Below are 23,555 nucleotides of genomic sequence, written 5' to 3'. Positions count from 1 at the left end.
CGACCAGCGGCGCGCCGGCGCGCTGGGCGATGTGCCGGGCGGCGACCTTGTCGCCCAGGTCGCGGATCGCCTGCGGCGGCGGGCCGATCCAGATCAGGCCGGCGTCCAGCACCGCCTGGGCGAATTCGGCGTTCTCCGACAGGAAGCCGTACCCCGGATGGACGGCGTCCGCGCCGGACTCACGCGCCGCGTTCAAGATCTTCTCGATGACCAGGTAGCTGGTGGCCGGGGTGTCACCGCCCAGAGCGAACGCCTCATCCGCGGCGCGGACATGCAGAGCGTCCCGGTCCGGGTCGGCGTAGACGGCCACGCTCGCGATCCCGGCGTCCCGGCAGGCCCGGGCCACGCGGACAGCGATTTCGCCACGGTTGGCGATGAGCACCTTGCGCACGATTGAGGCTCCCTCCTTGAAACAAGCCGAGTTTAGGGACTGCCGACACGGCACTTCGACCCGTCCCCTGTGGTGAGCTTGCCCACACGGAGCGTGATGCGAGGTCCGCGCGACCCGCGAAAGCCCATGTCGCACCTCGGTACGCAGGACTCCTGCGGAAAACCCTAGCCCTGCCATGTGGCCAAGGTCTCTGTGAAGGCGTGCTGCGGCCCACTCGGATTCTTTGTCGAGTCCCTACGAATGGCCCAATGATTCTTTGCTGCGGCCCGAACCCTTGTCCCTGGGTTTACCCGTTAGTAGCGTTCGCGCTGTCCCGAACGTACCTGGGGTAACAGGCTGCTGGTGTGAGAGTGGGTGGGACCGGTGGTGCGCAGACCGGTGGCAGGGGTCGTGGCGGTCGTCCTCCTGGCGGAGGCCGTCTTCATCGCCGCGCTGAACTGGTTCCTCGGAGTGGTCGTCGACCGGCAGGACATGTCCCTGGCCGGTCTCGACCCGGACGTCATGTCGACGTCCTCGAAGATCGGCGGAGTGGTCTTCGGCCTCTACTTCGCGCTGTGCGCGCTGGTGGCCGCGCTGGTCGCGATACGTGACCGCGCCCCGGCGGGTCTCGGCCGCGTCCTGCTGATCAGCGCGGCCGTGGTGCACGGCCTGCTCGGCGCGTTCGCCTGGGGCCTGGTCGGCTGGACGGCGTTCCTGTTCATGGTGGTCGTCCTCGGGCTGATCGTGCTGCTCCTGATGACGTACGACCGCGCGGGCGGACCGGAGGGCGCGGCGCCCGGCGGCACGCCCGGGGAGGGTGCCGGACCGGTCGCGCGGGCGGAGCCGGGCGCGGCCCCCGCCGGAGGGGGTGCGCCGGTGAGCCGTACGGACGAGCCGCAGGACGGGGACGGCGAGCCGCAGGACTCGGTCCCCACCCAGATCACCGCTCCGGTGCCCACAACTCCGTGATGCCCACGCCCAGTTCGGCGAGCAGCTTGCGGAGCAGGGGCAGGCTGATGCCGATCACATTGCCGTGGTCGCCGTCGATGCCCTCGATGAACGGCGCCGAACGGCCGTCCAGGGTGAACGCGCCGGCGACGTGCAGCGGCTCCCCCGAGGCCACGTAGGCGACGATCTCCTCGTCGCTGGGCTCGCCGAACCGGACGACGGTGGACGCGGTCGCCGACACGTACCGCTTGGCCTCCGTGTCCCACACGCAGTGCCCCGTCTGGAGCACTCCGGCCCGCCCGCGCATGCTCTTCCAGCGGGCGGTGGCCTCCTCCGCGTCGGCCGGCTTGCCGAGCGCCTGCCCGTCCAGCTCCAGCACCGAGTCACAGCCGATCACCAGCGCGCCCCGCACCTCCGGCTTGGCCGCCACGACGCTCGCCTTGGCCTCGGCGAGGGCGAGGGCGAGCTCCGCCGGGGTGGGGGCGGTGACGGCGTCCTCGTCGACGCCGCTCACGATCACCTCGGGGGCGAGGCCGGCCTGCCGGAGCAGGGCCAGCCGGGCGGGGGACTGGGAGGCGAGCACGAGTCGCCTGCGGCGTTTGGCAGTCATGCGGTCAGGTTAGTCAGGGTGCGCCGTTCGGCTCACCTCAGACCACTGATGATCATGAACAGCACCATGGCCAGGGCCACGAGAAGACCGAGCCGCCGAAGCATGTCCTGCGCGTCGCGCAGGTCCTTCGGCGGCTCGTTGTCCGGATCTGACCACAGCACTCCACCAGCGTGGGGCCTCGGCCGGGGAGGACGCCTGAGTACAGCTACTCAAGTTCGCGCCCGGTGTGGTTCCCGCGATCCCTCAGCTCGGCCAGTAGGTGCGGGTCCAGGACGTCGGGCCCGGCCGGGGGACGCGGTGGGCCGCGATCCTCGACGGGTCGGACCACGCGTCCCTCGGGGGCTCCGCGCCGGACGGCGTCGCCGCTGCCGCCGCGGCGCGGGCGCGGACCACCGCCAGGGCGGCGGCCAGCTCCTCCGGGGTCGGGTTGCCTCGTACGACCTTGATGTTCATGACCGCTCCCAGGGTCCGCGGGCCTAGAGGGGGATGTTGCCGTGCTTCTTCGGAGGCAGGGATTCCCGCTTGGTGCGCAGCTGACGCAGCCCGCGGACGATGTGCGCGCGGGTGTCGGACGGCATGATCACCGCGTCGACGTAGCCGCGCTCGGCCGCGACGTAGGGGTTGAGGAGGGTGTCCTCGTACTCCTGGATCAGCCGGGCGCGCACCGCCTCGACGTCCTCACCGCTCGCCTCCGCCTCCGCGATCGTGCGGCGGTGCAGGATGTTGACCGCGCCCTGGGCGCCCATGACGGCGATCTGGGCGGTGGGCCAGGCCAGGTTGAGGTCGGCGCCCAGGTGCTTGGAGCCCATGACGTCGTAGGCGCCGCCGAAGGCCTTGCGGGTGATGACGGTGATCAGCGGGACGGTGGCCTCGGCGTAGGCGTAGATCAGCTTGGCGCCGCGCCGGATGATGCCGTCGTGCTCCTGGCCGACGCCCGGCAGGAAGCCCGGCACGTCCACGAAGGTCAGGACCGGGATGTTGAAGGCGTCGCAGGTCCGCACGAAACGGGCGGCCTTCTCGCTCGCCGTGATGTCGAGGCAGCCGGCGAACTGCATCGGCTGGTTGGCGACCACGCCGACCGGGTGGCCCTCGACCCGCCCGAACCCGGTGAGGATGTTCGGCGCGAACAGGGCCTGCGTCTCGAAGAACTCGGCGTCGTCCAGGACGTGCTCGATCACCGTGTGCATGTCGTACGGCTGGTTGGCGCTGTCCGGTACGACGGTGTCCAGCTCCCGGTCCTCGTCGCTGGGGGAGAGGTCCGCCTCCTCCGCGAAGACCGGGGGCTCGGAGAGGTTGTTGGACGGCAGGTACGACAGCAGCTGCTTGACGTACTCGATGGCGTCCTTCTCGTCCCCGGCCATGTGGTGGGCCACACCGGAGGCGGTGTTGTGGGTGCGGGCGCCGCCCAGCTCCTCGAAGCCGACGTCCTCGCCGGTGACGGTCTTGATGACGTCCGGACCGGTGATGAACATGTGCGAGGTCTGGTCGACCATGACCGTGAAGTCGGTGATGGCCGGGGAGTAGACCGCGCCGCCCGCGCAGGGCCCGACGACGAGCGAGATCTGCGGGATGACGCCGCTGGCGTGGGTGTTGCGCCGGAAGATCTCGCCGTACGCCCCCAGGGAGGCGACCCCCTCCTGGATGCGGGCGCCGCCGGAGTCGTTGATCCCGATGACCGGGCAGCCGGTCTTCAGGGCGAAGTCCATGACCTTGACGATCTTCTGGCCGTAGACCTCGCCGAGGGCGCCGCCGAAGACGGTGAAGTCCTGCGAGAAGACCGCGACCGGGCGGCCGTCGACCGTGCCGTAGCCGGTGACGACGCCGTCGCCGTACGGGCGGTTCCTCTCCAGCCCGAAGTTGGTCGACCGGTGCCGGGCGAACTCGTCCAGCTCGACGAACGACCCTTCGTCGAGCAGAAGTTCGATCCGCTCACGCGCCGTCAGCTTGCCCTTGGCGTGCTGCTTCTCGACGGCGCGCTCCGAGCCGGCGTGCGTCGCCTCGTGGATGCGGCGCTGGAGATCCGCGAGCTTCCCCGCGGTCGTGTGGATGTCGATCTCTTGGATCTCGTGACGCTCTTCCGGCTCGGACATCGGGATGCGGCTCCCTGCCTGCTCAAAAGGGGGGACGGTTACTCATCCGTAGAGTAGTGGCGGGCCTACGGATCAGCAGTGCGTCGTTTACCACACCTAGGGTGGCTTGCATGACGCCGCAGAATCCATCAGACGACAGCCGCTGGTCCGACCTGGACCGCCCACCCCTGAACGGCGCGGCGCTGCGCCGCGGGCTGGTCAGGGAGCAGGGCCTGTACTGCGACATCGAGGTGGTGCAGCGGACCGGCTCCACCAACTCCGACCTGGCCGCCCTGGCCGCCGCCGGGGACGCCGACGAGGGCGCCGTCCTGGTGGCCGAGGAGCAGACGTCGGGCCGGGGCCGGCTGGACCGCCGCTGGACGGCTCCGCCGCGGTCGGGCCTGTTCTTCTCCGTCCTGCTCAAGCCCACCGAGGTACCCGTGGCCCGCTGGGGGTGGCTGCCGCTGCTGACGGGCGTGGCGGTGGCGACCGGGCTGGCCCGGGCGGCGGGCGTCGACACGGCGCTCAAGTGGCCGAACGACCTGCTGGTGACCGTGGACGGGGAGGAGCGCAAGGCCGGGGGCATCCTCGCCGAGCGGGCCGGTGACGACGGCGTCGTCATCGGTGTCGGCATCAACGTCACGCTCAGGGCGGACGAGCTGCCGGTCCCGCAGGCCGGCTCCCTGGCCCTGGCCGGGGCGCTGGGCACGGACCGGGACCCGCTGCTGCGGGCGGTGCTGCGGTCCCTGGAGGACTGGTACGGGCGCTGGCGTGCCGTGAGGGGCGATTCCTCGGCGTGCGGGCTCCAGGAGACGTACACCGCGGGCTGCGCGACCCTCGGGCGGATGGTGAGGGCGGAACTGCCGGGCGACCGTTCGGTGGTGGGTGAGGCCGTGGCGCTGGACGGCGACGGGCGGCTGATCATCGCCACGGAGAACGGGGTGCAGGAGCCGGTGGGGGCGGGGGACATCGTCCATCTGCGGCCGGCGTAGAGCGCACCGAAGGGGCGCGGGGAACCGCGCGACCAGCCACAATGGAGCCGCAGCCGGGCACGGCGATCACGCGCCGTCGCAACAGGCCGGTTCGCTCGACCGGTGCCGGGAACGCGTGCCGTCGGCCCAACCCGACGGAGTGAGCTGGCGCACACCTGCCGTAGAGTTGAGGCCGGTCGATACCTGACCGCGGCAGATCGGAAGGGCAGCAGGCGTGACCGTCGACGACACGGGCTCCGGCGCTGGCGGGGACGGCCGGGTGGACCCCCACGCCCCCGAGACCGGCGATGACCCGCTGGCCCTGCGTCTCGAACAGCTCATCCTGGGCGCCGAGCGCCGCTACACGCCGTTCCAGGCCGCGCGCAGCGCCGGCGTCTCCATGGAGCTGGCGTCCCGGTTCTGGCGGGCGATGGGCTTCGCCGACATCGGCCAGGCCAAGGCCCTCACCGAGGCCGACGTCCTGGCCCTGCGCCGCCTCGCCGGCCTGGTGGAGGCGGGACTGCTGAGCGAGGCCATGGCGGTGCAGGTGGCCCGGTCCACCGGGCAGACCACCGCCCGGTTGGCGGAATGGCAGATCGACTCCTTCCTGGAGGGCCTGACCGAGCCCCCGGAACCGGGCATGACCCGCACCGAGGTGACGTACCCGATCGTCGAGCTGCTCCTGCCCGAGCTGGAGGAGTTCCTCGTCTACGTCTGGCGGCGCCAGCTCGCCGCGTCGGCCGGCCGGGTCGTGCAGACCGCCGACGACGAGGAGATGGTCGACCGGCGGCTCGCCGTAGGCTTCGCCGACCTCGTCGGCTTCACCCGGCTCACCCGCCGCATGGAGGAGGAGGAGCTGGGCGAGCTGGTCGAGGCGTTCGAGACGACCGCGGCCGACCTGGTGGCGGCGCGCGGCGGCCGGCTCATCAAGACCCTCGGGGACGAGGTGCTGTACGCGGCGGACGACGCCGGTGTGGCCGCGGACATCGCGCTGCGGCTGGTGGAGACGCTGGCCAACGACGAGACGATGCCCGAGCTGCGGGTCGGCATGGCGTTCGGCACGGTGACCACCCGCATGGGCGATGTGTTCGGTACGACGGTGAACCTGGCCTCCCGGCTGACCTCGATAGCCCCGCGCGACGCCGTCCTCGTGGACAGCGCGTTCGCCGAGGAGCTGATCCGCAGCGGCGAGGCGCCCGCCTCGGAGGCGGAGGCGGCGGAGGCCGCGGCGGCGGCCGAGAAGGAGGGCGAGGACCCGCCGGTGTACCGCTTCGCGCTCCAGCCGATGTGGCAGCGCCCGGTGCGCGGGCTCGGCGTGGTCGAGCCGTGGCTGCTCACACGCCGCGACGGCCAGCCGTAGCCGTCGGCCGCGAGGGCCCGTCGTCGCGTTCCCGTCTGCCCCGCGAAGCCTGAGGGGCCAGCCCCCTGCCCCGGGGGCGCCTCACTCGACCGCCCGGGCGCGGTTCCCATGTGCGCCGGGCCCTAGCTGTCCCGGTCGCCGAGTACGTCCACGCACAGCCCGATCACCGGCACGCACACCCCGCCCGGACGGGGTTCCGGCTCAGCCGGGCCGTGGCTCGGGGGCGGAGTCGGGGTCGGGGTGGAGGTGGCCGGGGCCGGGCGCGGGGCGGAGGCCGTCGGCGCGGGCGGCCGGGACGTGCCGCTCGGCGGGCCCGGGGTGCGGCTCGGCCGGGCGGTCGGTACGGCGGTGTCGCCGGGCGCCGGCGTGGCCGTGCCGGGGTCCGGTGCCGCGGGGACCGGGGAGCCGGTGGGCGTCGGCGCGGGGCTCCTGCCGCCCATGACGGAGGTCGCCGACGGCAGCGCGGTCGGGGCGGCGGCGATGGTGGCCGCGGTGTCGGCGGAGCGGTCCGTGGGCCCGCCGCCCGGGCCGACCCGGGGCTCGGCCTCCGCCGTGCCTGGCGCGCCGACCCCCGCGTCCGGGGCGGCCCGGACCAGGCTGAGCACGCCCGCGGCCAGGGCGAGGCCGCCGGCGGCGAGCAGCACCTTGCGCGGCCGGGGCTTGCGATGCCGGCCGCGCCGTACTGCCGGCGCCCGCTCCGGCGCGCGTTCCCGCTCCGCGTCGGAGTGTGCAGGTATCGGTGTCATGGGTCCCGCACGCTATGCGCTCGTGTGGGCGGTGTGCGCGGAGAAGGCCGGGATGTCACTCGAACGGGTGTAGCCCCCTGGACTTCACGAGAAAGGGCACGGCTGCGATGATCGGGCCGACGGCAGTTAACCCGCGTTAACCGGAGGGTGTCATGGGTGAGGAGCGGTTCGGGGAGTTCGTACTGGTGCGGCGGCACGGGCATGTCGCGGAGCTGGTGCTGGACCGGCCCAAGGCGATGAACGCGGTCTCCACGGAGATGGCCCGCTCCCTCGCGGGCGCGTGCGCCGCGCTCTCCGCCGACCGGGACGCCCGGGTGGTCGTCCTTGCCTCGTCGCACGAACGGGCGTTCTGCGTGGGGGCGGACCTGAAGGAGCGGAACTCCTTCACGGACGCCGACCTGGTACGGCAGCGGCCGATGGCCCGTGGGGCGTACACCGGGGTGCTGGAGCTGCCGATGCCGACGATCGCGGCGGTGCACGGCTTCGCGCTGGGCGGCGGGTTCGAGCTGGCGCTGTCCTGCGACTTGATCGTGGCCGACCGTACGGCCGTGGTGGGGCTGCCGGAGGTGTCCGTGGGCGTGATCCCGGGCGGTGGCGGCACCCAGCTGCTGCCCCGGCGGGTCGGCGCGGCCCGCGCGGCGGAGCTGATCTTCTCGGCGCGGCGCGTGGAGGCGGCGGAGGCGGCCGAGCTGGGCCTGGTGGACCGGCTGGTGGAGCCCGGCCGGGACCGCGAGGAGGCGCTGGCGCTGGGCGCGCGGATCGCCGGGAACTCGCCGGTGGGGCTGCGGGCGGCGAAGCGGGCGCTGCGCTTGGGGCACGGGCTGGACCTGCGGGCCGGCCTGGAGGTGGAGGACGCGGCCTGGCGCTCGGTGGCCTTCTCGGGCGACCGGGCGGAGGGGGTGGCGGCCTTCAACGAGAAGCGCAAGCCGGAGTGGCCGGGCGAGTAGAACCGCCCTGAAGGGGTGCGGGGGACTGCGCGACCGGCCGCAGCGCACCGGCACCCGGCGATGGTCCGGGTCAGCGGGGCGGGGAGCCGTATGTGCCGACGTCGGCCGGCGCCTTGGAGGGGCGCGGGGAACTGCGCCACCGGCCGCAGCGCACCGGCACCCGGCGACCGGTCCGGGGCCGCGGGGCGGGGAGCCGCATGTGCCGACGTCGGCCGGCGCCTTGGAGGGGCGCGGGGAGCTGCGTGACCGGCCGCAGCGCACCGGCACCCGGCGACGGGGACGGAGCCGCGAGCCGGGAGCCGCACGCCGCCAGCCACACCGCACCCGCACCCGGCGACGGGGATGGAGCCGCGAGCCGCACGCCGCGAGCCACACCGCACCCGCACCCCGCAAGGGCCCCGAGCTGGGAGCCGCACGCCGCGAGCCACACCGCACCCGCACCCCGCAAGGGCCCCGAGCCGCAGCCCCACCCGCCCCCCGCGGAGCGCAACGGTCCGCCACCTGATCGCCGCACCCACACCACCAAACCCCTCATTCCTCCCTAACCTGGAGTGATGGGTGAGGACAAGCGGCTGACCGCAGTCGTGGCGCTGGCGCAGGGCATGGCGGCGGCGCACACCCCGCGGGAGTGCTGGCAGGCCGCCGCCCTCGGCGCCTGCCACGCGCTGGACGGCAGCTTCGCCGCGCTGTCGGTGTGGGAACGCGAACTCGGCCGGCTCCGGGTCCTCGTGAACGTGGGCGACCGCGCCCCGGACGAGGAGGAGTTCCCGGAGGCCGAGACCTACCCGGTGCACCAGTTCCCGGAGATCACCGAGTTCCTGCACGAGCGGTGGGCCGGCGGCGGCGGTCCCAACGCCTGGGTGGAGACGGCCGGGGGCACGGCGAAGGGCACCCCCGGCTACCTCCACCAGCGCGTCGCCGCCCTGCGCCGCCGCGGCCGCGGCTGCTGCGTGGTCGCCCCGGTCGTCCTGCACGGCCGGGCCTGGGGCGAGCTGTATGTGGCGCGGGCGGTCGGCGAGCCCCTCTTCGCGCGGGCCGACGCCGACTTCGCCACCGTCCTCGCCGCCGTCGTCGCCGCGGGCATCGCGCAGACCGAGCGGCTGGAGGAGGCCCGCCGGCTCGCGTACACCGACGCCCTCACCGGCCTGGCCAACCGCCGTGCCGTGGACGTACGCCTGGAGGAGGCCGTGGAGCGGCACCGCGCCGAGGGTGTGGTCGTCAGCCTGGTCGTCTGCGACCTCAACGGGCTCAAGCGGGTCAACGACACCCTCGGGCACGCCGTCGGCGACCGCCTCCTCGAACGCTTCGGCTCGGTGCTGTCGCTGTGCGGAGCGATGGTGCCGGGCGCGCTGGCCGCACGGCTCGGCGGTGACGAGTTCTGTCTGCTCGCGGTCGGGCCGCCCGCCGACGACGTGGTGAAGGCGGCCGACGAACTGTGCCGGCGGGCCGGGGAGCTGGATCCGGGGGAGGGCGTCGCCTGCGGGGTCGCCTCGACCGAGGACGCGATCGGGGAGGTCCGGGACGCCCGCCGGCTGTTCCGGCTCGCGGACGCCGCCCAGTACCGGGCGAAGGCGCTCCGCCTGGACCGGCCGGTGGTGGCCGGGCGGGAGGGGCCGGACGATCCGGTCGTGCGGCTGGCCGACGCACCGCCGCCCTCGCGGGCCGAGCGGCGCCGGTTCCGCGGACGCCGGCCGTGAGGCGAAGCCCACACCGACGGTAAGGGGTGCTCCCGGTCCCCACTAGTGACACCAGGGCATTCAATGCGTACGCTCCTGAATATGGATATGCACACTGTGGTGGTGGGGACGTCCGGGGTCACGGCGTCCGACGTTCTCGCCGTGGCGCGCGGCGGTGCCCGCATCGAGCTGTCGGCGGAGGCGGTGGCGGCCCTCGCGGCGGCCCGGGAGATCGTGGACGCGCTCGCGGCCAAGCCCGACCCGGTCTACGGCGTCTCCACCGGCTTCGGCGCCCTGGCGACCCGGCACATCAGCCAGGAACTGCGCGCCCAGCTACAGCGCAACATCGTCCGCTCGCACGCGGCCGGCATGGGTCCCCGGGTCGAGCGCGAGGTCGTACGGGCCCTGATGTTCCTGCGTCTGAAGACCGTCTGCTCCGGGCACACCGGTGTGCGGCCCGAGGTCGCGCAGACCATGGCCGACGTGCTGAACGCCGGGATCACCCCGGTCGTGCACGAGTACGGCTCCCTCGGCTGCTCCGGCGACCTGGCCCCGCTGTCCCACTGCGCCCTCACCCTCATGGGAGAAGGGGAGGCGGAGGGCCCCGACGGCACCGTCCGGCCCGCCGGCGAGCTGCTCGCCGAGCACGGGATCGCCCCCGTCGAGCTGCGCGAGAAGGAGGGCCTCGCCCTCCTCAACGGCACCGACGGCATGCTCGGCATGCTGATCATGGCCCTCGCCGACCTCGACACCCTCTACAAGTCCGCCGACGTCACCGCCGCCCTCAGCCTGGAGGCGCTGCTCGGCACGGACAAGGTGCTGGCCCCCGAGCTGCACGCCATCCGGCCCCATCCGGGCCAGGGCGCCTCCGCCGCCAACATGCTCGCCGTGCTCAAGGGCTCCCAGCTCACCGGGCACCACCAGGACGACGCGCCCCGCGTCCAGGACGCCTACTCGGTGCGCTGCGCCCCGCAGGTCGCCGGCGCCGGCCGCGACACCCTCGCGCACGCCCGCCTGGTCGCCGAGCGCGAGCTGGCCTCCGCCGTCGACAACCCGGTCGTGCTGCCCGACGGCCGCGTGGAGTCCAACGGCAACTTCCACGGCGCTCCCGTGGCCTACGTCCTGGACTTCCTCGCCATCGCCGCCGCCGACCTCGGCTCCATCGCCGAACGCCGCACCGACCGGCTGCTGGACAAGAACCGCAGCCACGGCCTGCCGCCGTTCCTCGCGGACGACGCCGGCGTGGACTCCGGCCTGATGATCGCCCAGTACACGCAGGCCGCGCTGGTCAGCGAGCTGAAGCGGCTCGCCGTACCGGCCTCCGCGGACTCGATCCCGTCCTCCGCCATGCAGGAGGACCACGTCTCCATGGGCTGGTCGGCCGCGCGCAAGCTGCGCACCGCCGTGGACAACCTCACCCGGGTCATCGCCATCGAGCTGTACGCGGCCACCCGCGCCATCGAGCTGCGCGAGGGCCTCGCCCCGGCGCCCGCCTCCCAGGCGGTCATCGAGGCCGTCCGGGCCGCGGGGGTGCAGGGCCCGGGTCCGGACCGGTTCCTGGCGCCCGACCTGGCAGCCGCCGACGCGTTCGTGCGCGGCGGCGATCTCGTGGCGGCCGTGGAGAAGGTCACGGGCCCGCTCCAGTGAACGCGTCGGGGCCCCGGCAACCGCCGGGGCCCCGAGCACTACGGACACAACGTCACTTCAGCTTGGCGGCCTGCGCCTTCACCACCGGAGCGGAGACCGTGTAGGCCTTCTTGCTCATCATCGCCCCGATGTTGATGGTGGTGTACGTGGCGAGGGTGTTCCCGTGCCGCACGACCTCGGCGTGCAGCGGCAGGGCGCCGTCCTTGCCCGCGTCGTTGGTCGCGGTGAAGGCCACCGACGCGTCACCGGTGCCCGAGGACTTCTCCTCGGCGACCTTGGTGAACTTGCCCTTCTCGCCGTCCTGCTCGCCGGAGAAGCCGCCCGCGCAGGCCTTGACCGCGTCCGAGACCGACTTCAGGGCCTGCTCGGCGCCGTCGCCGTCGTACGAGGCCAGGGTGACCACGGTGACGTCCAGGTCCATGGACTTGTTGATCGCGTCCTCGAACTTGCCGTCGGCCAGGTCGTCCAGGGACGTGGCGTCGTCCGTGGGGTCCTTCTTCTTGTCCTCCGTGGCCATGCGGCTGGTGTCCGCGGCCGGCTCACCGGGCGCGATGCCGGTGAACGCCTGGAGCACCGGCTGGCACTTGGCGTCGTCGGACGTGACCTTGCCGCGGTCGGGGATGCCGCCCTCGACGGGGCCGACCTCGTACCCGGGCACCTCGCCCTTGGCGATGATCAGCTTCTTCAGTTCGGCGGCGCTCAGCGCCTTCGCGGCCGGCTTCGCCGCGTCCGAGCCCTTGGCGTCCCCGGAGTCCTTCGACCCCCCGTCGCCACAGCCCGTGATGAGGGCGAGCGACAGCGCGCTCACAGCTGCGGTGGCGCACAGCCGCACGCCCGATGATCTCTTCATGAGCGAACTATGAGCGGACTGTCAAACTTTCGTCAAGGACGATCAAAAGCCCAGGCGTTCCCGGCGTACCGAATACACGACGAATCCGGCACCCACGGCGAGGAAGAGGCTGCCGCCGACGACGTACGGCGTGGTGTCGAAGCTTCCCGTGTCGGCCAGTTCGGTCTCCTCGGCCACCGCGCGGTCCGCGCCCTCCGCGGTCGCCACCGTCACCGCTCTGGCCTGTGTGACCTGCGTCGGCGCGGACGTCCGCGCCGTCTGTCGTGCCGGGGCCTCCTGCGAGGCGTTCGCGGACGGGACGAACCACAGGGCGCACAGCAGGGTGCCCGCGGCGGTGGCGGTCAGCAGCGGACGGCGAGCGGATGACACGGAATATCGATCCCCTTGTGACGCTGGCGAATTGGCCGTGTGGGGCGATGTTAGTGAAAGGCGCGGGTCACAGGAAAGTCACGGGAGGTTTCGGCCGTACGCTCCCGCCATGAGCACAGAAGAGACATCACGTTTTGTGCGGCTTCGCGTGGAGCTGGTGCTGGAAGTACAGGACGACGACGAGGTGGCCAAGGCCGCGCTGCGCCGGATCGCCCGGGACCCGGAGCTCCCGGAGGGGGAGCGGGCCCAGGCCGAGGCGGCTGTGACGGAAGACACCGCGGAGGCCCTGGCGTATCTCGTGGACCCGTTCGACCTGGTCAGTGAGGTGCCCGGAGTGGAACTCCAGCAGGCGTCCTGGTCCAGCGAGCGGGTCGACTACGACCCCGATTCGCCGGACTGGGACCTGGACGAGGATGATGGGGCGGACGACGAGGAAGAGGACGGCATCGGCTGAGCGTCGCGGGGCACCCACGACCCCGGACGGCAACCGTCGTCCGGGGTTTCGTCGTCCCAGGGGACGCACGGACCGGCTCCCGCACCACCGCACAGCCGCGGACGCGACCGCGTTCCGCGGACGTGGGATGCCCCACAGGCCCATGGGCTGGGGAACGGGACACACCGGCCGTAGCGTTGATGGTTCTTGGCGGGGACTCCCGGGGTTATCGCGACTCGGCAACGATGGAGAAGCTTGTGATGACGAACAGTAAGCGGCGTAGGGGCCTCGCGGCCGCGTCCGCTCTGCTCGGTGGTGTGCTGGTGCTGACGGCGTGTTCGGGCGGCGACGCCGACGCCTCCTCCGGCGGCAACGACACCTCGCAGGCCAAGGTCGACGAGGCGGCGGCCAAGAAGTCGTCGGAGGCGCAGATCACGATCACGCCCAAGGACGGCTCCAACAACGCCTCTATCAACAACTCCGCGACCGTCACCGTGCGCAAGGGCACGCTGACGACCGTCACGATGACCGGCCAGGACGGCAAGACCGTCGCCGGCCAGCTGTCCGCCGACAAGAAGAGCTGGAAGCCCACCGGCCAGCTGGAGCGCTCCACCACCTACAAGCTCGCCGCGGAGGCGAAGGACTCAGAGGGCCGCATAGCCCACGAGAACGCGTCCTTCACCACGGTCTCCCCGGCCAACAGCTTCATCGGCACCTTCACCCCGGACAACGGCGCCACGGTCGGCGTCGGCATGCCGGTGTCGATCAACTTCGACAAGGCGATCACCGACAAGGCGGCCGTGCAGAAGGGCATCACGGTCAGCTCCAGCAGCGGCCAGGAGGTCGCCTGCCACTGGTTCAACGCCAACCGCATGGACTGCCGCCCGGAGGAGTACTGGAAGGAAGGCTCCACCGTCACCCTGAAGCTCGCGCTCGACGGCGTCCAGGGCGCCAGCGGCGTCTACGGCGTCCAGCAGAAGACGGTCACCTTCCACATCGGCCGCAACCAGGTCTCGTACGTCGACGCGCAGACCAAGCAGATGAAGATCACGCAGGACGGCAAGGTCGTCAAGACCATACCGATCTCCGCCGGCTCGCCCGACAACAAGACGTACGAGGGCCAGATGGTGATCTCCGAGAAGTTCAAGGAGACCCGGATGAACGGCGCGACCGTCGGCTTCACCGACGACGACGGCAAGGGCGAGTACGACATCAAGGACGTGCCGCACGCCATGCGCCTGACCACCTCCGGCACCTTCATCCACGGCAACTACTGGGGCGCCCCCTCGGTGTTCGGCAACGTCAACACCAGCCACGGCTGTGTGGGCCTCCAGGACAAGAAGGGTGCCAACGACCCGAGCACGCCGGCGTCCTGGTTCTACAACCACTCGCTGATCGGTGACGTCGTGGTCGTCCAGAACACCGGCGACAAGACGGTCTCGCCCGACAACGGCCTCAACGGCTGGAACATGGACTGGGCGCAGTGGAAGGCCGGCTCGGCCGTCTGACGCCTCCTCACCCGCTGTACCGGTGCCGCCCCCAGGGGCGGCACCGGTCTTTTCATGCTTCTCTTATGTCGGCCTTATGGTGCCATCACGGTCCGTCCCTAGCTTGCGGCCATGTTCTTCACCTACCTGAGGCGCGAACTGCGCCGCCGCAGAAAGGCGGCCCTCGTCGTCGCCTCCGGCCTCGCGCTGGGCATCGCGCTGGTCATCGTGGTCAACTCCGTCTCCAACGGCATGGGGAAGGCCCAGGACAAGGTGCTCCAGTCGCTGTACGGACTGGGGACCGACATGACGGTGACCAAGGCGGCGTCGGCGTCCACCGGTGACGCCCAGCGGCCCCGCTTCCGGTTCGACGCGCAGAACAACGGCGACGACTCCACCCAGAGCAGCGACCGGGTCATGGTGCAGGGCTTCCAGACCCTGTCGGCCTCCACGGTGACCGAGGTCGGCTCGCAGTCCGGCGTCTCCGACGCGGTCGGTGGGCTGAGCCTCCAGGTCCTCAAGGTCAGCGGTCAGTTCACGCGCGGTCAGTTCCAGCAGGACGAGAGCGGCGGCTTCCAGCGGGGCGGCGGGACCGGCCAGCCGCAGGGTGAGGTGAAGGGCGGCGGCGCCGACTTCGACGTCAACAACTACTCCGTGTACGGCACCGACGTCACCAAGCCCGGCCTCGGCCCGCTGACCTCCTCGAAGATCACCAGCGGCCGTACGTTCAAGACGACGGAGACCGGTGCCAAGGTCGTCGTGGCGGACTCCGCCTACGCCAAGGAGAAGAAGTACGAGGTCGGCTCCACCGTCACCATCAAGGGCGTCAAGTTCACGGTGATCGGCATCGCCACCGCCGACAGCGGCGACGCGGCCGCCAACCTGTACATTCCGCTGAAGCAGGCCCAGACCCTCGGCGACGCCAAGAACAAGGTCACCACGATCTACGTCAAGGCGGCCGACTCGAAGAAGATCGACAGCGTCAAGTCGGCGATCCAGAAGAACGTCTCGGGTACGACGGTCACCACCTCCGCCGACCTCGCGGACACCGTCTCCGGCTCCCTGTCCACGGCCTCCTCCCTCGCCACCGACGTCGGCAAGTGGCTGTCCCTCGCGGTACTGGTGGCCGCCTTCCTGGTCGCCGGCCTGCTCACCTCCTCGGCGGTCTCCCGGCGGATCCGCGAGTTCGGCACCCTGAAGGCGCTGGGCTGGCGGTCGGGCCGGGTGACCCGGCAGGTGGTCGGCGAGGCCATGGTCAACGGCCTGGTCGGCGGCGCCCTCGGCATCGCCCTCGGCCTGGCGGGCGCGTACGTCGTCACCGCCATCAGCCCCGGCCTCCAGGCCCAGGTGGGCGGCGGCACGGGTGGCGGCTTCGGCGGGGGCGGCGGCGCCGGCTTCGCGGGCGGCCCCGGCCGGCGGACGGCGAAGACCCTGGAGGTGGCCCTCACGGCCCCGGTGAGCGTGACCACGATCGTCCTGGCGGTGGGCCTCGCGGTGGCGGGCGGCCTGATCGCGGGCGCGTTCGGCGGCTGGCGGGCGTCCAGGCTGCGCCCGGCGGACGCGCTGAGGCGGGTGGAGTAGGCCGGCTTCCCGGCGGGGCCGGCCGGTCCGGCCGAGGGGCGCGGGAACCCGCGCGCCCAGCCCCCGCGGACCGACGGCCAGAACGAGCGCGCACCCACCCCGAAACAGATCCCGGAGCCCCCATGTACGAACTGAACAACGTCACCAAGCGCTACACCCGGGGCAAGGACACCGTCCACGCCCTCGACGGAATCGACCTCACCATCCCCGACGGGGACAGGCTCGTCATCCAGGGCCCCACCGGCGGCGGGAAGTCCACGCTCCTGCAGATGCTCGGCGGCCTCGACCGTCCCACCTCCGGCGAAGTCGTCCTGGACGGCACCGACCTGGCCAGGCTGAGCGAGGCCCGGCTGACCAGGGTGCGCAGCGAGAGCGTCGGCTTCGTCTTCCAGTCCTTCAACCTCATCCCCACCCTCACCGCCCAGGAGAACGTGGAAACCGCCCTCGTCCCCCTCGGCATCAAGGTGAAGGAACGCCGTGAACTCGCCGCCGAGGCACTGAAGTCCGTCGGCCTGGGCGAGCGCCTCGGACATCTCCCCGGCGAGATGTCCGGAGGGCAGCAGCAGCGCGTCGCCATCGCCCGGGCCGTCGTGAAGAAACCGAAGGTGCTGCTGGCCGACGAGCCGACCGGCAACCTGGACGAGGGAATGCGGGACGAGATCATGGACGTACTCGAACGCCTCTGGAAGGAGCACGGTTTGACGTTCATCATGGTCACCCACGACTCCACGCTGGCGAAGAAGGCTCCGCGCCTGGCCACGCTGCGCAAGGGGAAGATCACCGTGAAGGAGAACGCGGCCACCTGACGGCCGCATAACACAGGCTGATCGCGGCGCACTTCGCGGTTGTGTAACGGTGTCCCGGCCGCCGCGTAACAGTTTCCTGGCGCGCTTTCTCACCGTCCTCTCATCTATTGAGCCCACTGATCACCCCCCGGCATACTGCGTGATCCGGGGGGTTGACGTGCATACGTGCGAGTCCACCCCCGACCGGGTGAATGGGGAATTCGCCCGGTACTCCATCTCCAGGGGGAGAACTTGCGCAGACAAGTGAAAAGAGCGGCTGCGGCCACCGTGGCAACGGCCGCAGCAGTCGCCCTCGCAGCGGGTATGACCAGCCCGGCGTCGGCGAAGCCCGGCCGCGCCTCGGTGGCTGCCACCGCCGCCTCGAAGGCCGCCGTCAAGCACCACGTCACCCTGATCACCGGTGACCGCGTCGCCCTCGACGCCAAGGGCCGTGTCGTCGGCCTGGAGCGGGCCGAGGGACGCGAGCACATACCCTTCCAGGTCCGCAAGGCCTCCGGACACACGCTGGTCATCCCCGCCGACGCGGCCCACCTGGTCGCCTCCGGCACGCTGGACCAGCGCCTGTTCGACATCACCGAGCTGAACAAGGCCGCCACCCGCAAGGCCCAGAAGAACGGCCTGAAGGTCATCGTCGGCTACCGCGGCTCCGCGACCGCCGCCAAGGCCGACGTCCGGGACGCGGGCACCCTGCGCCGCAGCCTGAAGGCGCTCAACGCGGACGCCGTGCAGACCCCGGTCAAGGACACCGCCGACCTGTGGGACGCCGTCACCAACGGCGACCGGAGCGCGTCCGGGATCGCCCACGTCTGGCTCGACGGCGTCCGCAAGGCCGCCCTCGACAAGTCCGTGCCGCAGATCGGCGCCCCCACCGCGTGGGCCGCCGGCTACACGGGCAAGGGCGTGAAGGTCGCCGTCCTGGACACCGGTGTGGACACCAGCCACCCGGACCTCAAGGACCAGGTGACCGAGTCCAAGAACTTCACCCCCGCCGCCGACGCGACCGACCACTTCGGGCACGGCACGCACGTCGCCTCCATCGTGGCCGGCACCGGCGCCAAGTCGGGCGGCAAGTACAAGGGTGTGGCCCCGGACGCCAAGCTCCTCAACGGCAAGGTCCTGGACGACAACGGCTTCGGTGACGACTCCGGCATCCTCGCCGGCATGGAGTGGGCGGCCTCCCAGGGCGCCGACGTCATCAACCTGAGCCTCGGCGGCTACGACACCCCCGAGGTCGACCCCCTCGAAGCCGAGGTCAACAAGCTCTCCACCGAGAAGGGCGTCCTGTTCGCGATCGCCGCGGGCAACGAGGGCCCCCAGTCGATCGGTTCGCCGGGCAGCGCGGACGCCGCGCTCACCGTCGGCGCCGTCGACGACAAGGACCAGCTCGCCGACTTCTCCTCCACCGGCCCGCGCGCCGGCGACGGCGCCATCAAGCCGGACGTCACCGCGCCGGGCGTGGACATCACCGCCGCCGCGGCCAAGGGCAGCGTCATCGACCAGGAGGTCGGCGAGAAGCCCGAGGGCTACCTGACCATCTCCGGCACCTCGATGGCCACCCCGCACGTCGCGGGCGCCGCCGCCATCCTGAAGCAGGAGCACCCGGACTGGGGCTACGCCGAGCTGAAGGGCGCCCTGACCGGCTCCACCAAGGGCGGCAAGTACACGCCGTTCCAGCAGGGCACCGGCCGCATCCAGGTCGACAAGGCCATCAAGCAGTCGATCGTCGCCGACCCGGTGTCGGTGAGCTTCGGCGTGCAGCAGTGGCCGCACACCGACGACAAGCCGGTCACCAAGAAGCTGACGTACCGCAACCTCGGCGACAAGGACGTCACGCTCACCCTGAGCAGCACCGCCACCAACCCCAAGGGCGCGGCGGCCCCGGCCGGCTTCTTCAAGCTCGGCGCGACGACGGTGACCGTCCCGGCGCACGGCACGGCCTCGGCCGACTTCACCGTCGACACCAAGCTGGGCGGCACCGTCGACGGCGCCTACTCGGCGTACGTCACGGCGACGGGCGGCGGCCAGACCGTCCGCACGGCCGCCGCGGTGCAGCGCGAGGTGGAGTCGTACGACCTCACCCTGAAGTTCATCGGCCGCGACGGCAAGCCGGCCCCGTACTACAGCGCCGACGTCAGCGGCGTGGCCGGCCTGGCCAACGGCGTCTGGCTGAACCCGTACGACAAGTCCGGCACGGTGAAGGTGCGCGCGCCCAAGGGCACGTACATCCTCAACACCTCCCTGTACGGCGACCCGCAGGACGCCTCCAAGGGCATCGACTGGATCGCGCAGCCGAAGCTGACCGTCGACAAGAAGCAGACGATCACCATCGACGCGCGCAAGGCCAAGCCGGTGGACATCACCGTCCCGGCCTCGGGCGTGAAGTCCGAGTTCGCCTCGCCGGAGTACGACGTCACCGTCGGCGACGGCCAGTACGGCTACGGCTGGTTCCTCGACACGTACAAGAACTTCCGCACCGCCCACCTGGGCCCGCAGCTTCCCGCCGGGACGCTGTGGCAGCAGTGGGACGGCCACTGGAGCAAGGGCGCGACCGAGGAGTACGACGTCACCTCCGGCGGTGCCGTCAAGCAGCTCGCCACCGGCTACACCAAGCACTACAAGGCGAGCGAACTCGCCACGGTGAAGGCCCGGCTGGGCGCGGCGGCGAGCGGCAAGAAGGGCACGATCGACGCGGTGGGCTGGCTGCCCGGCAGCACCGGCGCCTCCTCCATCGGCATCCCGCAGAAGCTGCCCGGCACCCGCACCCTGCACCTGTCCGCGACGGGCGGCGTGAAGTGGGAGCTGCAATTCCAGCAGGACGGCGGGGTCGACCAGGACGGCTTCCCGATCACCGAGGCCGGCTACGGGCTCGGCCGGTTCACCTTCAAGGGCGGCCAGACCTACACCAAGACGGTCAACACCGCCGTCTTCGGCCCGCACGTCAGCAAGGACTTCGGCCTGTTCCGCGACGGCAACGAGATCTTCGGTGCGCTGCCGCTGTTCGCCGACTCCGGCAAGCACGCCGGGTCCTCGCTGTTCACCTCGGTGAACACCACGCTGTACCGCAACGGCACCAAGGTCGGCTCGAACACCGACCCGCTGTTCGGCGAGGCCACCTTCAAGGTGCCGTCCGGTGACGCGGCGTACAAGCTGACCACCTCGGTCAAGCGGTCCGCGAAGGTGTCGGAGGCCTCGACGCGCATCGACGCGGCCTGGACCTTCCGCTCCAAGAAGCCGGCGGACTTCGTCCAGCTCCCCGCCTCCGCGCTGCACTTCGGCGCCACGACCGGCCTGGACAGCCGGGTCGCGGCCGGCAAGACGGTCACCTTCCCGGTCACCGTGGAGGGCTCCGCCGCCGGCGGCAACCTGAAGTCCCTCGCCGTCTACGTCTCCTACGACGGCAAGAACTTCAAGAAGGTCACCGTCAAGAACGGCAAGATCACCGTCAAGAACCCGGCGAAGAACAAGGCGATCTCGTTCCGCGCCAACATCACCGACAAGAAGGGCAACACGTCGGCGATCACGATCTACAACGCGTACTTCGGCAAGTAGGCCGCAGCGCGGTAGACCGCAACGCTCCTTGACGAGGGGTGCACCGGAGGACAGCCTCCGGTGCACCCCTCAGCGCGTTGCCGCGCGGGTGGCGTCGGCGCCCCAGCTGGCCAGGAGACGGAGGGAGTCCGCGGAGGGCGAGCCCGGGTCGGCGTGATAGGTGAGCAGGGACTGCTCCGAGCCGTCCGTCAGGCGGAAGCTCTCGAAGTTCAGGGCCAGGTCACCCACCAGGGGGTGGTGCAGGTGCTTGACGCCATGGCTCTTCTCCTTGACGTCGTGCGTGGCCCACAGCCGGCGGAACTCCTCGCTCTTGACGGACAGCTCACCCACCAGAGCCGACAGACGCGCGTCGTCCGGATCGCACCCCGCGTCCATGCGCAGGGCGCACACGATGTCGATCGCCTTCTGCTCCCAGTCGACGAAGAGCTCACGGTAGGCGGGGCGCAGGAAGACCAGCCGTGCCCAGTTCCGCTCGGCGGGCGGCAGCTCCCCCCAGTCGCCGAAGAGGGCCGCCGCCATCCGGTTCCAGGCGAGGATCTCCGCGCGCCGGCCCACGATGTACGCCGGCACGCCCTCCATGGTGTCCAGCAGCTGCCGCAGCACCGCCCGCACCTGCTGCTGCCGTGCCACCGGCTTCTTCTTGTGCGCCTTCGGCTTGGCCAGGTGGGTCAGGTGCGCGTGCTCGGCGTCCGTCAGCCGCAGCGCCCGGGCGATCGAGTCCAGCACCTCGGCCGAGACGTTACGGCCGTTGCCCTGCTCAAGGCGGGTGTAGTACGCCACCGACACTCCGGCCAGCTGCGCCAGCTCCTCCCGGCGCAGCCCCGGCACCCGGCGGTGCCGTCCGAATTCGGCCAGTCCCACGTCCTCGGGCTTCAGCCGGGCCCGCCGGCTGCGCAGGAACTCGCTCAGCTCCGCCCGCCGGTCCAGGGGCCGGCCGGTGACCACGCTTGCGTCCGGCTGTTCGTCCCTGCTGTCCATGCGTCCAGTATTCCTGGTCGTAGGCGCAGGAGCCTGACCCCGCCAGTAGTACGCACCGCGGTCGTACGCAAAGGCGTGGTCTGGGTGGGCGGCGCCTCGCGCGGCAGGCTGGACGCCGTGCCCGGCAGGAAGGCAGCCGGGCGCGGAACCCCCCGCTAGGAGATCCTCCGCATGACCACTGTTGCCGCATACGCCGCGCCCGCCGCGAAGGCCCCGCTGGAGCGGACGACCATCGAGCGACGCGCGGTCGGCGAGTTCGACGTCCTGATCGACATCAAGTTCGCCGGTATCTGCCACTCCGACATCCACCAGGTCCACGAGGGCTGGGGCGAGGCGATCTTCCCGATGGTCCCCGGCCACGAGATCGCGGGCGTGGTCGCCGAGGTCGGCCCCGGCGTGACCAAGTTCCAGGTCGGCGACCGGGTCGGGGTCGGCTGCATGGTCGACTCCTGCCGCGAGTGCGAGAACTGCCTGCGAGGCGAGGAGCAGTACTGCCTCAACGGCATGGTCGGCACCTACAACGCCGTCGGCAAGGACGGCGAGCCGACCTACGGCGGCTACTCCGAGAAGATCGTCGTCGACGAGAACTACGTCGTCCGCATCCCCGACGGACTGTCCCTGGACGTCGCCGCCCCGCTGCTGTGCGCGGGCATCACCACCTACTCCCCGCTGAGCCACTGGAACGCGGGCCCCGGCAAGAAGGTCGCGGTCGTCGGCCTCGGCGGTCTCGGCCACATGGCCGTCAAGATCGCGCACGCCATGGGCGCCGAGGTGACGGTCCTGTCCCAGTCCCTGCGCAAGAAGGACGACGGGCTGAAGCTGGGCGCCGACCACTACTACGCCACCAGCGACCCGAAGACCTTCGAGGAGCTGGCCGGCACCTTCGACCTGATCGTGTCCACCGTGTCCGCGCCGATGGACTTCGGCGCGCTGCTGTCGCTGCTGAAGACGGACGGCGCCCTGGTCAACGTGGGCGCCCCCGAGGAGCCCATCGCGCTCAACCTCTTCTCGGTGATCGGCGGCCGCAAGACGCTCGCCGGCTCCATGATCGGCGGCATCCGCGAGACCCAGGAGATGCTGGACTTCTGCGCCGAGCACGGCATCGGCGCCGAGATCGAGCTGATCAGCGCGGCCGAGGTCAACGAGGCGTACGAGCGGGTGCTGGCGAGCGACGTCCGCTACCGCTTCGTGATCGACACGGCCACGATCTGACCTGCGGCCCTGCCCGGCCGTAGCCCTGCGAGGCCGTGGCCCTGCCGGGCTACGGCCCGCGGCGGATCGTCCGCCGGGTGCTGATCGTCTGCCGGGTGCGAGCCGTCGTGGCCGTTCGCGCAGTTCCCGCGCCCCTTCGGGGGCGCTACCCGAGACCGAAGCCCTCCCCGGCGCCGTGAGCCCGCACCAGGACGGCTCCGTCTCCCGTCGGCCGTACGACATGGACCCGCCCCGCTCCTGCCACGCGGGCCTCGCCGTCCCCCACCGTGAGCAGCGTGTTCTCGTCCAGGGCGACCCCGTACGGAGCGTCCCCCCGCGCGACCGCCGTCACCAGCCGCGCCAGCGTGCCCCACTGGGCCGCGTGCACGTCCACCGCGAACGGCACCAGGCCGAGCCCCGGCCGCACCTCGATCTCCGCCAGGTCCTCCCCGGTCTCCTCCGGGCACACCGCAACCCCGCCCAGCAGCCATCCGCCGACCACGGCCCGGCGCGCGGCCACGGCGGCACCGGCGGAGAAACCGGCGTACGGCATCCCGCGCGCCGCCAGCAGCGCCGGCAGCCGCTCCAGGCAGTCCGCGAGCGCGTCCTGGTACGCGGGCGTGAGCCCACCGCACACCAGCAGCCCGTCGATCCCGTCCAGCACGGCCTCCGGCTCGAACCGGCCACCGAGCGGCACGAGCAACGGCACCGGTGTGCACGGCGGCCCGGCCTTCCGCAGCGCCGCCGTGTACCGCTCGAACTGCGCGGCCCCGTCCCCCTCGTCGAGGATCAGGCACCCGACCCGCCGCTCACCGCCCAGCTCCCGCAGGAACGGTTCGTACACCTCGGCGTGGTCCCAGCCCCCACCGATGAGAAAGACCCGACTGCCCATACCCTCCCCTTCGCTCCGTGCCGATCCGTCTCGGCATGAGGGGCGAATTTACGGGGAGGGACCGGGAGCCGTCGC

General features: G+C 71.8%; 22 protein-coding genes. 12 read left to right on the top strand and 10 right to left on the bottom strand.

All coding sequences use genetic code 11. From position 1 onward, the window contains the following. On the bottom strand, positions 1-391 hold a 391-nt coding region (locus C3492_RS30665; RefSeq protein WP_308461164.1), incomplete at its 3' end, for a biotin carboxylase N-terminal domain-containing protein. 378 nt (positions 392-769) lie between these two features. Between C3492_RS30665 and C3492_RS30660 the strand changes: the two genes are divergently transcribed. Then, positions 770-1,339, top strand: coding sequence for a hypothetical protein (locus tag C3492_RS30660; RefSeq protein ID WP_181140637.1), 570 nt, complete (start codon positions 770-772; stop codon positions 1,337-1,339). Here the strand turns inward: C3492_RS30660 and C3492_RS30655 are convergent. From C3492_RS30655 to C3492_RS30645, 4 genes are all read right to left on the bottom strand, one after another. After that, positions 1,311-1,928 (bottom strand): nucleoside triphosphate pyrophosphatase, encoded by a 618-nt coding sequence (locus C3492_RS30655; RefSeq protein WP_103815889.1) that lies wholly within the window; start codon positions 1,926-1,928, stop codon positions 1,311-1,313. The genes C3492_RS30660 and C3492_RS30655 overlap by 29 nt on opposite strands. 32 nt (positions 1,929-1,960) lie before the next feature. Next, positions 1,961-2,089, bottom strand: coding sequence for a morphogenic membrane protein MmpB (gene mmpB, locus C3492_RS46155; protein ID WP_258055984.1), 129 nt, complete (start codon positions 2,087-2,089; stop codon positions 1,961-1,963). Positions 2,090-2,171: 82 nt separating this feature from the next. Further along, entirely contained in the window at positions 2,172-2,381 is a 210-nt protein-coding gene (locus C3492_RS30650) for an acyl-CoA carboxylase epsilon subunit (RefSeq protein ID WP_014674600.1), read from the bottom strand. A gap of 23 nt (positions 2,382-2,404) precedes the next feature. Next, on the bottom strand, positions 2,405-4,018 hold the full coding sequence (locus C3492_RS30645) for an acyl-CoA carboxylase subunit beta (protein ID WP_103815888.1): 1,614 nt from the start codon (positions 4,016-4,018) through the stop codon (positions 2,405-2,407). A gap of 110 nt (positions 4,019-4,128) precedes the next feature. Here C3492_RS30645 and C3492_RS30640 point away from each other — a divergent pair, with 110 nt between their 5' ends. Together C3492_RS30640 and C3492_RS30635 are read left to right on the top strand one after the other, a co-directional pair. After that, positions 4,129-4,989, top strand: coding sequence for a biotin--[acetyl-CoA-carboxylase] ligase (locus C3492_RS30640; RefSeq protein ID WP_103815887.1), 861 nt, complete (start codon positions 4,129-4,131; stop codon positions 4,987-4,989). Positions 4,990-5,203: 214 nt separating this feature from the next. After that, the gene (locus C3492_RS30635; protein WP_014674603.1) at positions 5,204-6,328 is read left to right on the top strand and encodes an adenylate/guanylate cyclase domain-containing protein; all 1,125 of its coding nucleotides are present in this window, start codon (positions 5,204-5,206) and stop codon (positions 6,326-6,328) included. A gap of 122 nt (positions 6,329-6,450) precedes the next feature. Here the strand turns inward: C3492_RS30635 and C3492_RS30630 are convergent, their stop codons facing one another. Next, entirely contained in the window at positions 6,451-7,074 is a 624-nt protein-coding gene (locus C3492_RS30630; protein WP_181140636.1) for a hypothetical protein, read from the bottom strand. Positions 7,075-7,226: 152 nt separating this feature from the next. Between C3492_RS30630 and C3492_RS30625 the strand changes: the two genes are divergently transcribed. The 3 genes from C3492_RS30625 to hutH all read left to right on the top strand — a co-directional run bounded on the left by C3492_RS30625 (position 7,227) and on the right by hutH (position 11,344). Beyond that, on the top strand, positions 7,227-8,021 hold the full coding sequence (locus tag C3492_RS30625; protein ID WP_103815886.1) for an enoyl-CoA hydratase/isomerase family protein: 795 nt from the start codon (positions 7,227-7,229) through the stop codon (positions 8,019-8,021). A gap of 554 nt (positions 8,022-8,575) precedes the next feature. Further along, complete coding sequence (locus tag C3492_RS30620; protein WP_103815885.1) at positions 8,576-9,718, top strand: GGDEF domain-containing protein; 1,143 nt, start codon at positions 8,576-8,578, stop codon at positions 9,716-9,718. Positions 9,719-9,805: 87 nt separating this feature from the next. After that, complete coding sequence (gene hutH / locus C3492_RS30615; protein ID WP_103815884.1) at positions 9,806-11,344, top strand: histidine ammonia-lyase; 1,539 nt, start codon at positions 9,806-9,808, stop codon at positions 11,342-11,344. Positions 11,345-11,396: 52 nt separating this feature from the next. Here the strand turns inward: hutH and C3492_RS30610 are convergent, their stop codons facing one another. Together C3492_RS30610 and C3492_RS30605 are read right to left on the bottom strand one after the other, a co-directional pair. Then, positions 11,397-12,194, bottom strand: coding sequence for a hypothetical protein (locus C3492_RS30610; protein WP_258055981.1), 798 nt, complete (start codon positions 12,192-12,194; stop codon positions 11,397-11,399). A gap of 42 nt (positions 12,195-12,236) precedes the next feature. Continuing rightward, positions 12,237-12,563 (bottom strand): LAETG motif-containing sortase-dependent surface protein, encoded by a 327-nt coding sequence (locus tag C3492_RS30605; RefSeq protein ID WP_103815882.1) that lies wholly within the window; start codon positions 12,561-12,563, stop codon positions 12,237-12,239. Between the two features lie 109 nt (positions 12,564-12,672). Between C3492_RS30605 and C3492_RS30600 the strand changes: the two genes are divergently transcribed. The 5 genes from C3492_RS30600 (at position 12,673) to C3492_RS30575 (ending at position 20,419) form a co-directional block, all read left to right on the top strand. Then, the gene (locus C3492_RS30600; protein WP_181140635.1) at positions 12,673-13,017 is read left to right on the top strand and encodes a hypothetical protein; all 345 of its coding nucleotides are present in this window, start codon (positions 12,673-12,675) and stop codon (positions 13,015-13,017) included. A gap of 239 nt (positions 13,018-13,256) precedes the next feature. Beyond that, positions 13,257-14,504 (top strand): Ig-like domain-containing protein, encoded by a 1,248-nt coding sequence (locus C3492_RS30595; protein WP_258055980.1) that lies wholly within the window; start codon positions 13,257-13,259, stop codon positions 14,502-14,504. Between the two features lie 111 nt (positions 14,505-14,615). Continuing rightward, complete coding sequence (locus tag C3492_RS30590; protein ID WP_103815879.1) at positions 14,616-16,064, top strand: ABC transporter permease; 1,449 nt, start codon at positions 14,616-14,618, stop codon at positions 16,062-16,064. Between the two features lie 122 nt (positions 16,065-16,186). Next, on the top strand, positions 16,187-16,870 hold the full coding sequence (locus tag C3492_RS30585; protein ID WP_103815878.1) for an ABC transporter ATP-binding protein: 684 nt from the start codon (positions 16,187-16,189) through the stop codon (positions 16,868-16,870). A 303-nt stretch (positions 16,871-17,173) separates the two neighbouring features. Beyond that, the gene (locus C3492_RS30575) at positions 17,174-20,419 is read left to right on the top strand and encodes a S8 family serine peptidase (RefSeq protein WP_258055978.1); all 3,246 of its coding nucleotides are present in this window, start codon (positions 17,174-17,176) and stop codon (positions 20,417-20,419) included. A 69-nt stretch (positions 20,420-20,488) separates the two neighbouring features. Here the strand turns inward: C3492_RS30575 and C3492_RS30570 are convergent, their stop codons facing one another. Further along, the gene (locus tag C3492_RS30570) at positions 20,489-21,397 is read right to left on the bottom strand and encodes a helix-turn-helix domain-containing protein (protein ID WP_181140633.1); all 909 of its coding nucleotides are present in this window, start codon (positions 21,395-21,397) and stop codon (positions 20,489-20,491) included. A gap of 171 nt (positions 21,398-21,568) precedes the next feature. Between C3492_RS30570 and C3492_RS30560 the strand changes: the two genes are divergently transcribed. Beyond that, entirely contained in the window at positions 21,569-22,609 is a 1,041-nt protein-coding gene (locus C3492_RS30560) for an NAD(P)-dependent alcohol dehydrogenase (RefSeq protein WP_103815873.1), read from the top strand. A 145-nt stretch (positions 22,610-22,754) separates the two neighbouring features. Here the strand turns inward: C3492_RS30560 and C3492_RS30555 are convergent, their stop codons facing one another. After that, entirely contained in the window at positions 22,755-23,480 is a 726-nt protein-coding gene (locus C3492_RS30555; protein ID WP_103815872.1) for a hypothetical protein, read from the bottom strand. Between the last annotated feature and the right edge of the window lie 75 nt (positions 23,481-23,555).

Source organism: Streptomyces sp. Ru62 (assembly GCF_002920615.1).
Taxonomy (GTDB): Bacteria; Actinomycetota; Actinomycetes; order Streptomycetales; family Streptomycetaceae; genus Streptomyces.
This window is presented reverse-complemented; position numbering and strand designations above follow the sequence as displayed.

Coding starts and splice junctions, on each gene's coding strand:
- C3492_RS30655 (WP_103815889.1), bottom strand. CDS start 1,928: ATGACTGCCAAACGCCGCAGGCGACTCGTGCTCGCCTCCCAGTCCCCC.
- C3492_RS30650 (WP_014674600.1), bottom strand. CDS start 2,381: ATGAACATCAAGGTCGTACGAGGCAACCCGACCCCGGAGGAGCTGGCC.
- C3492_RS30645 (WP_103815888.1), bottom strand. CDS start 4,018: ATGTCCGAGCCGGAAGAGCGTCACGAGATCCAAGAGATCGACATCCAC.
- C3492_RS30640 (WP_103815887.1), top strand. CDS start 4,129: ATGACGCCGCAGAATCCATCAGACGACAGCCGCTGGTCCGACCTGGAC.
- C3492_RS30630 (WP_181140636.1), bottom strand. CDS start 7,074: ATGACACCGATACCTGCACACTCCGACGCGGAGCGGGAACGCGCGCCG.
- C3492_RS30625 (WP_103815886.1), top strand. CDS start 7,227: ATGGGTGAGGAGCGGTTCGGGGAGTTCGTACTGGTGCGGCGGCACGGG.
- C3492_RS30620 (WP_103815885.1), top strand. CDS start 8,576: ATGGGTGAGGACAAGCGGCTGACCGCAGTCGTGGCGCTGGCGCAGGGC.
- hutH (WP_103815884.1), top strand. CDS start 9,806: ATGCACACTGTGGTGGTGGGGACGTCCGGGGTCACGGCGTCCGACGTT.
- C3492_RS30610 (WP_258055981.1), bottom strand. CDS start 12,194: ATGAAGAGATCATCGGGCGTGCGGCTGTGCGCCACCGCAGCTGTGAGC.
- C3492_RS30600 (WP_181140635.1), top strand. CDS start 12,673: ATGAGCACAGAAGAGACATCACGTTTTGTGCGGCTTCGCGTGGAGCTG.
- C3492_RS30595 (WP_258055980.1), top strand. CDS start 13,257: ATGACGAACAGTAAGCGGCGTAGGGGCCTCGCGGCCGCGTCCGCTCTG.
- C3492_RS30590 (WP_103815879.1), top strand. CDS start 14,616: ATGTTCTTCACCTACCTGAGGCGCGAACTGCGCCGCCGCAGAAAGGCG.
- C3492_RS30585 (WP_103815878.1), top strand. CDS start 16,187: ATGTACGAACTGAACAACGTCACCAAGCGCTACACCCGGGGCAAGGAC.
- C3492_RS30575 (WP_258055978.1), top strand. CDS start 17,174: ATGACCAGCCCGGCGTCGGCGAAGCCCGGCCGCGCCTCGGTGGCTGCC.
- C3492_RS30570 (WP_181140633.1), bottom strand. CDS start 21,397: ATGGACAGCAGGGACGAACAGCCGGACGCAAGCGTGGTCACCGGCCGG.
- C3492_RS30560 (WP_103815873.1), top strand. CDS start 21,569: ATGACCACTGTTGCCGCATACGCCGCGCCCGCCGCGAAGGCCCCGCTG.
- C3492_RS30555 (WP_103815872.1), bottom strand. CDS start 23,480: ATGGGCAGTCGGGTCTTTCTCATCGGTGGGGGCTGGGACCACGCCGAG.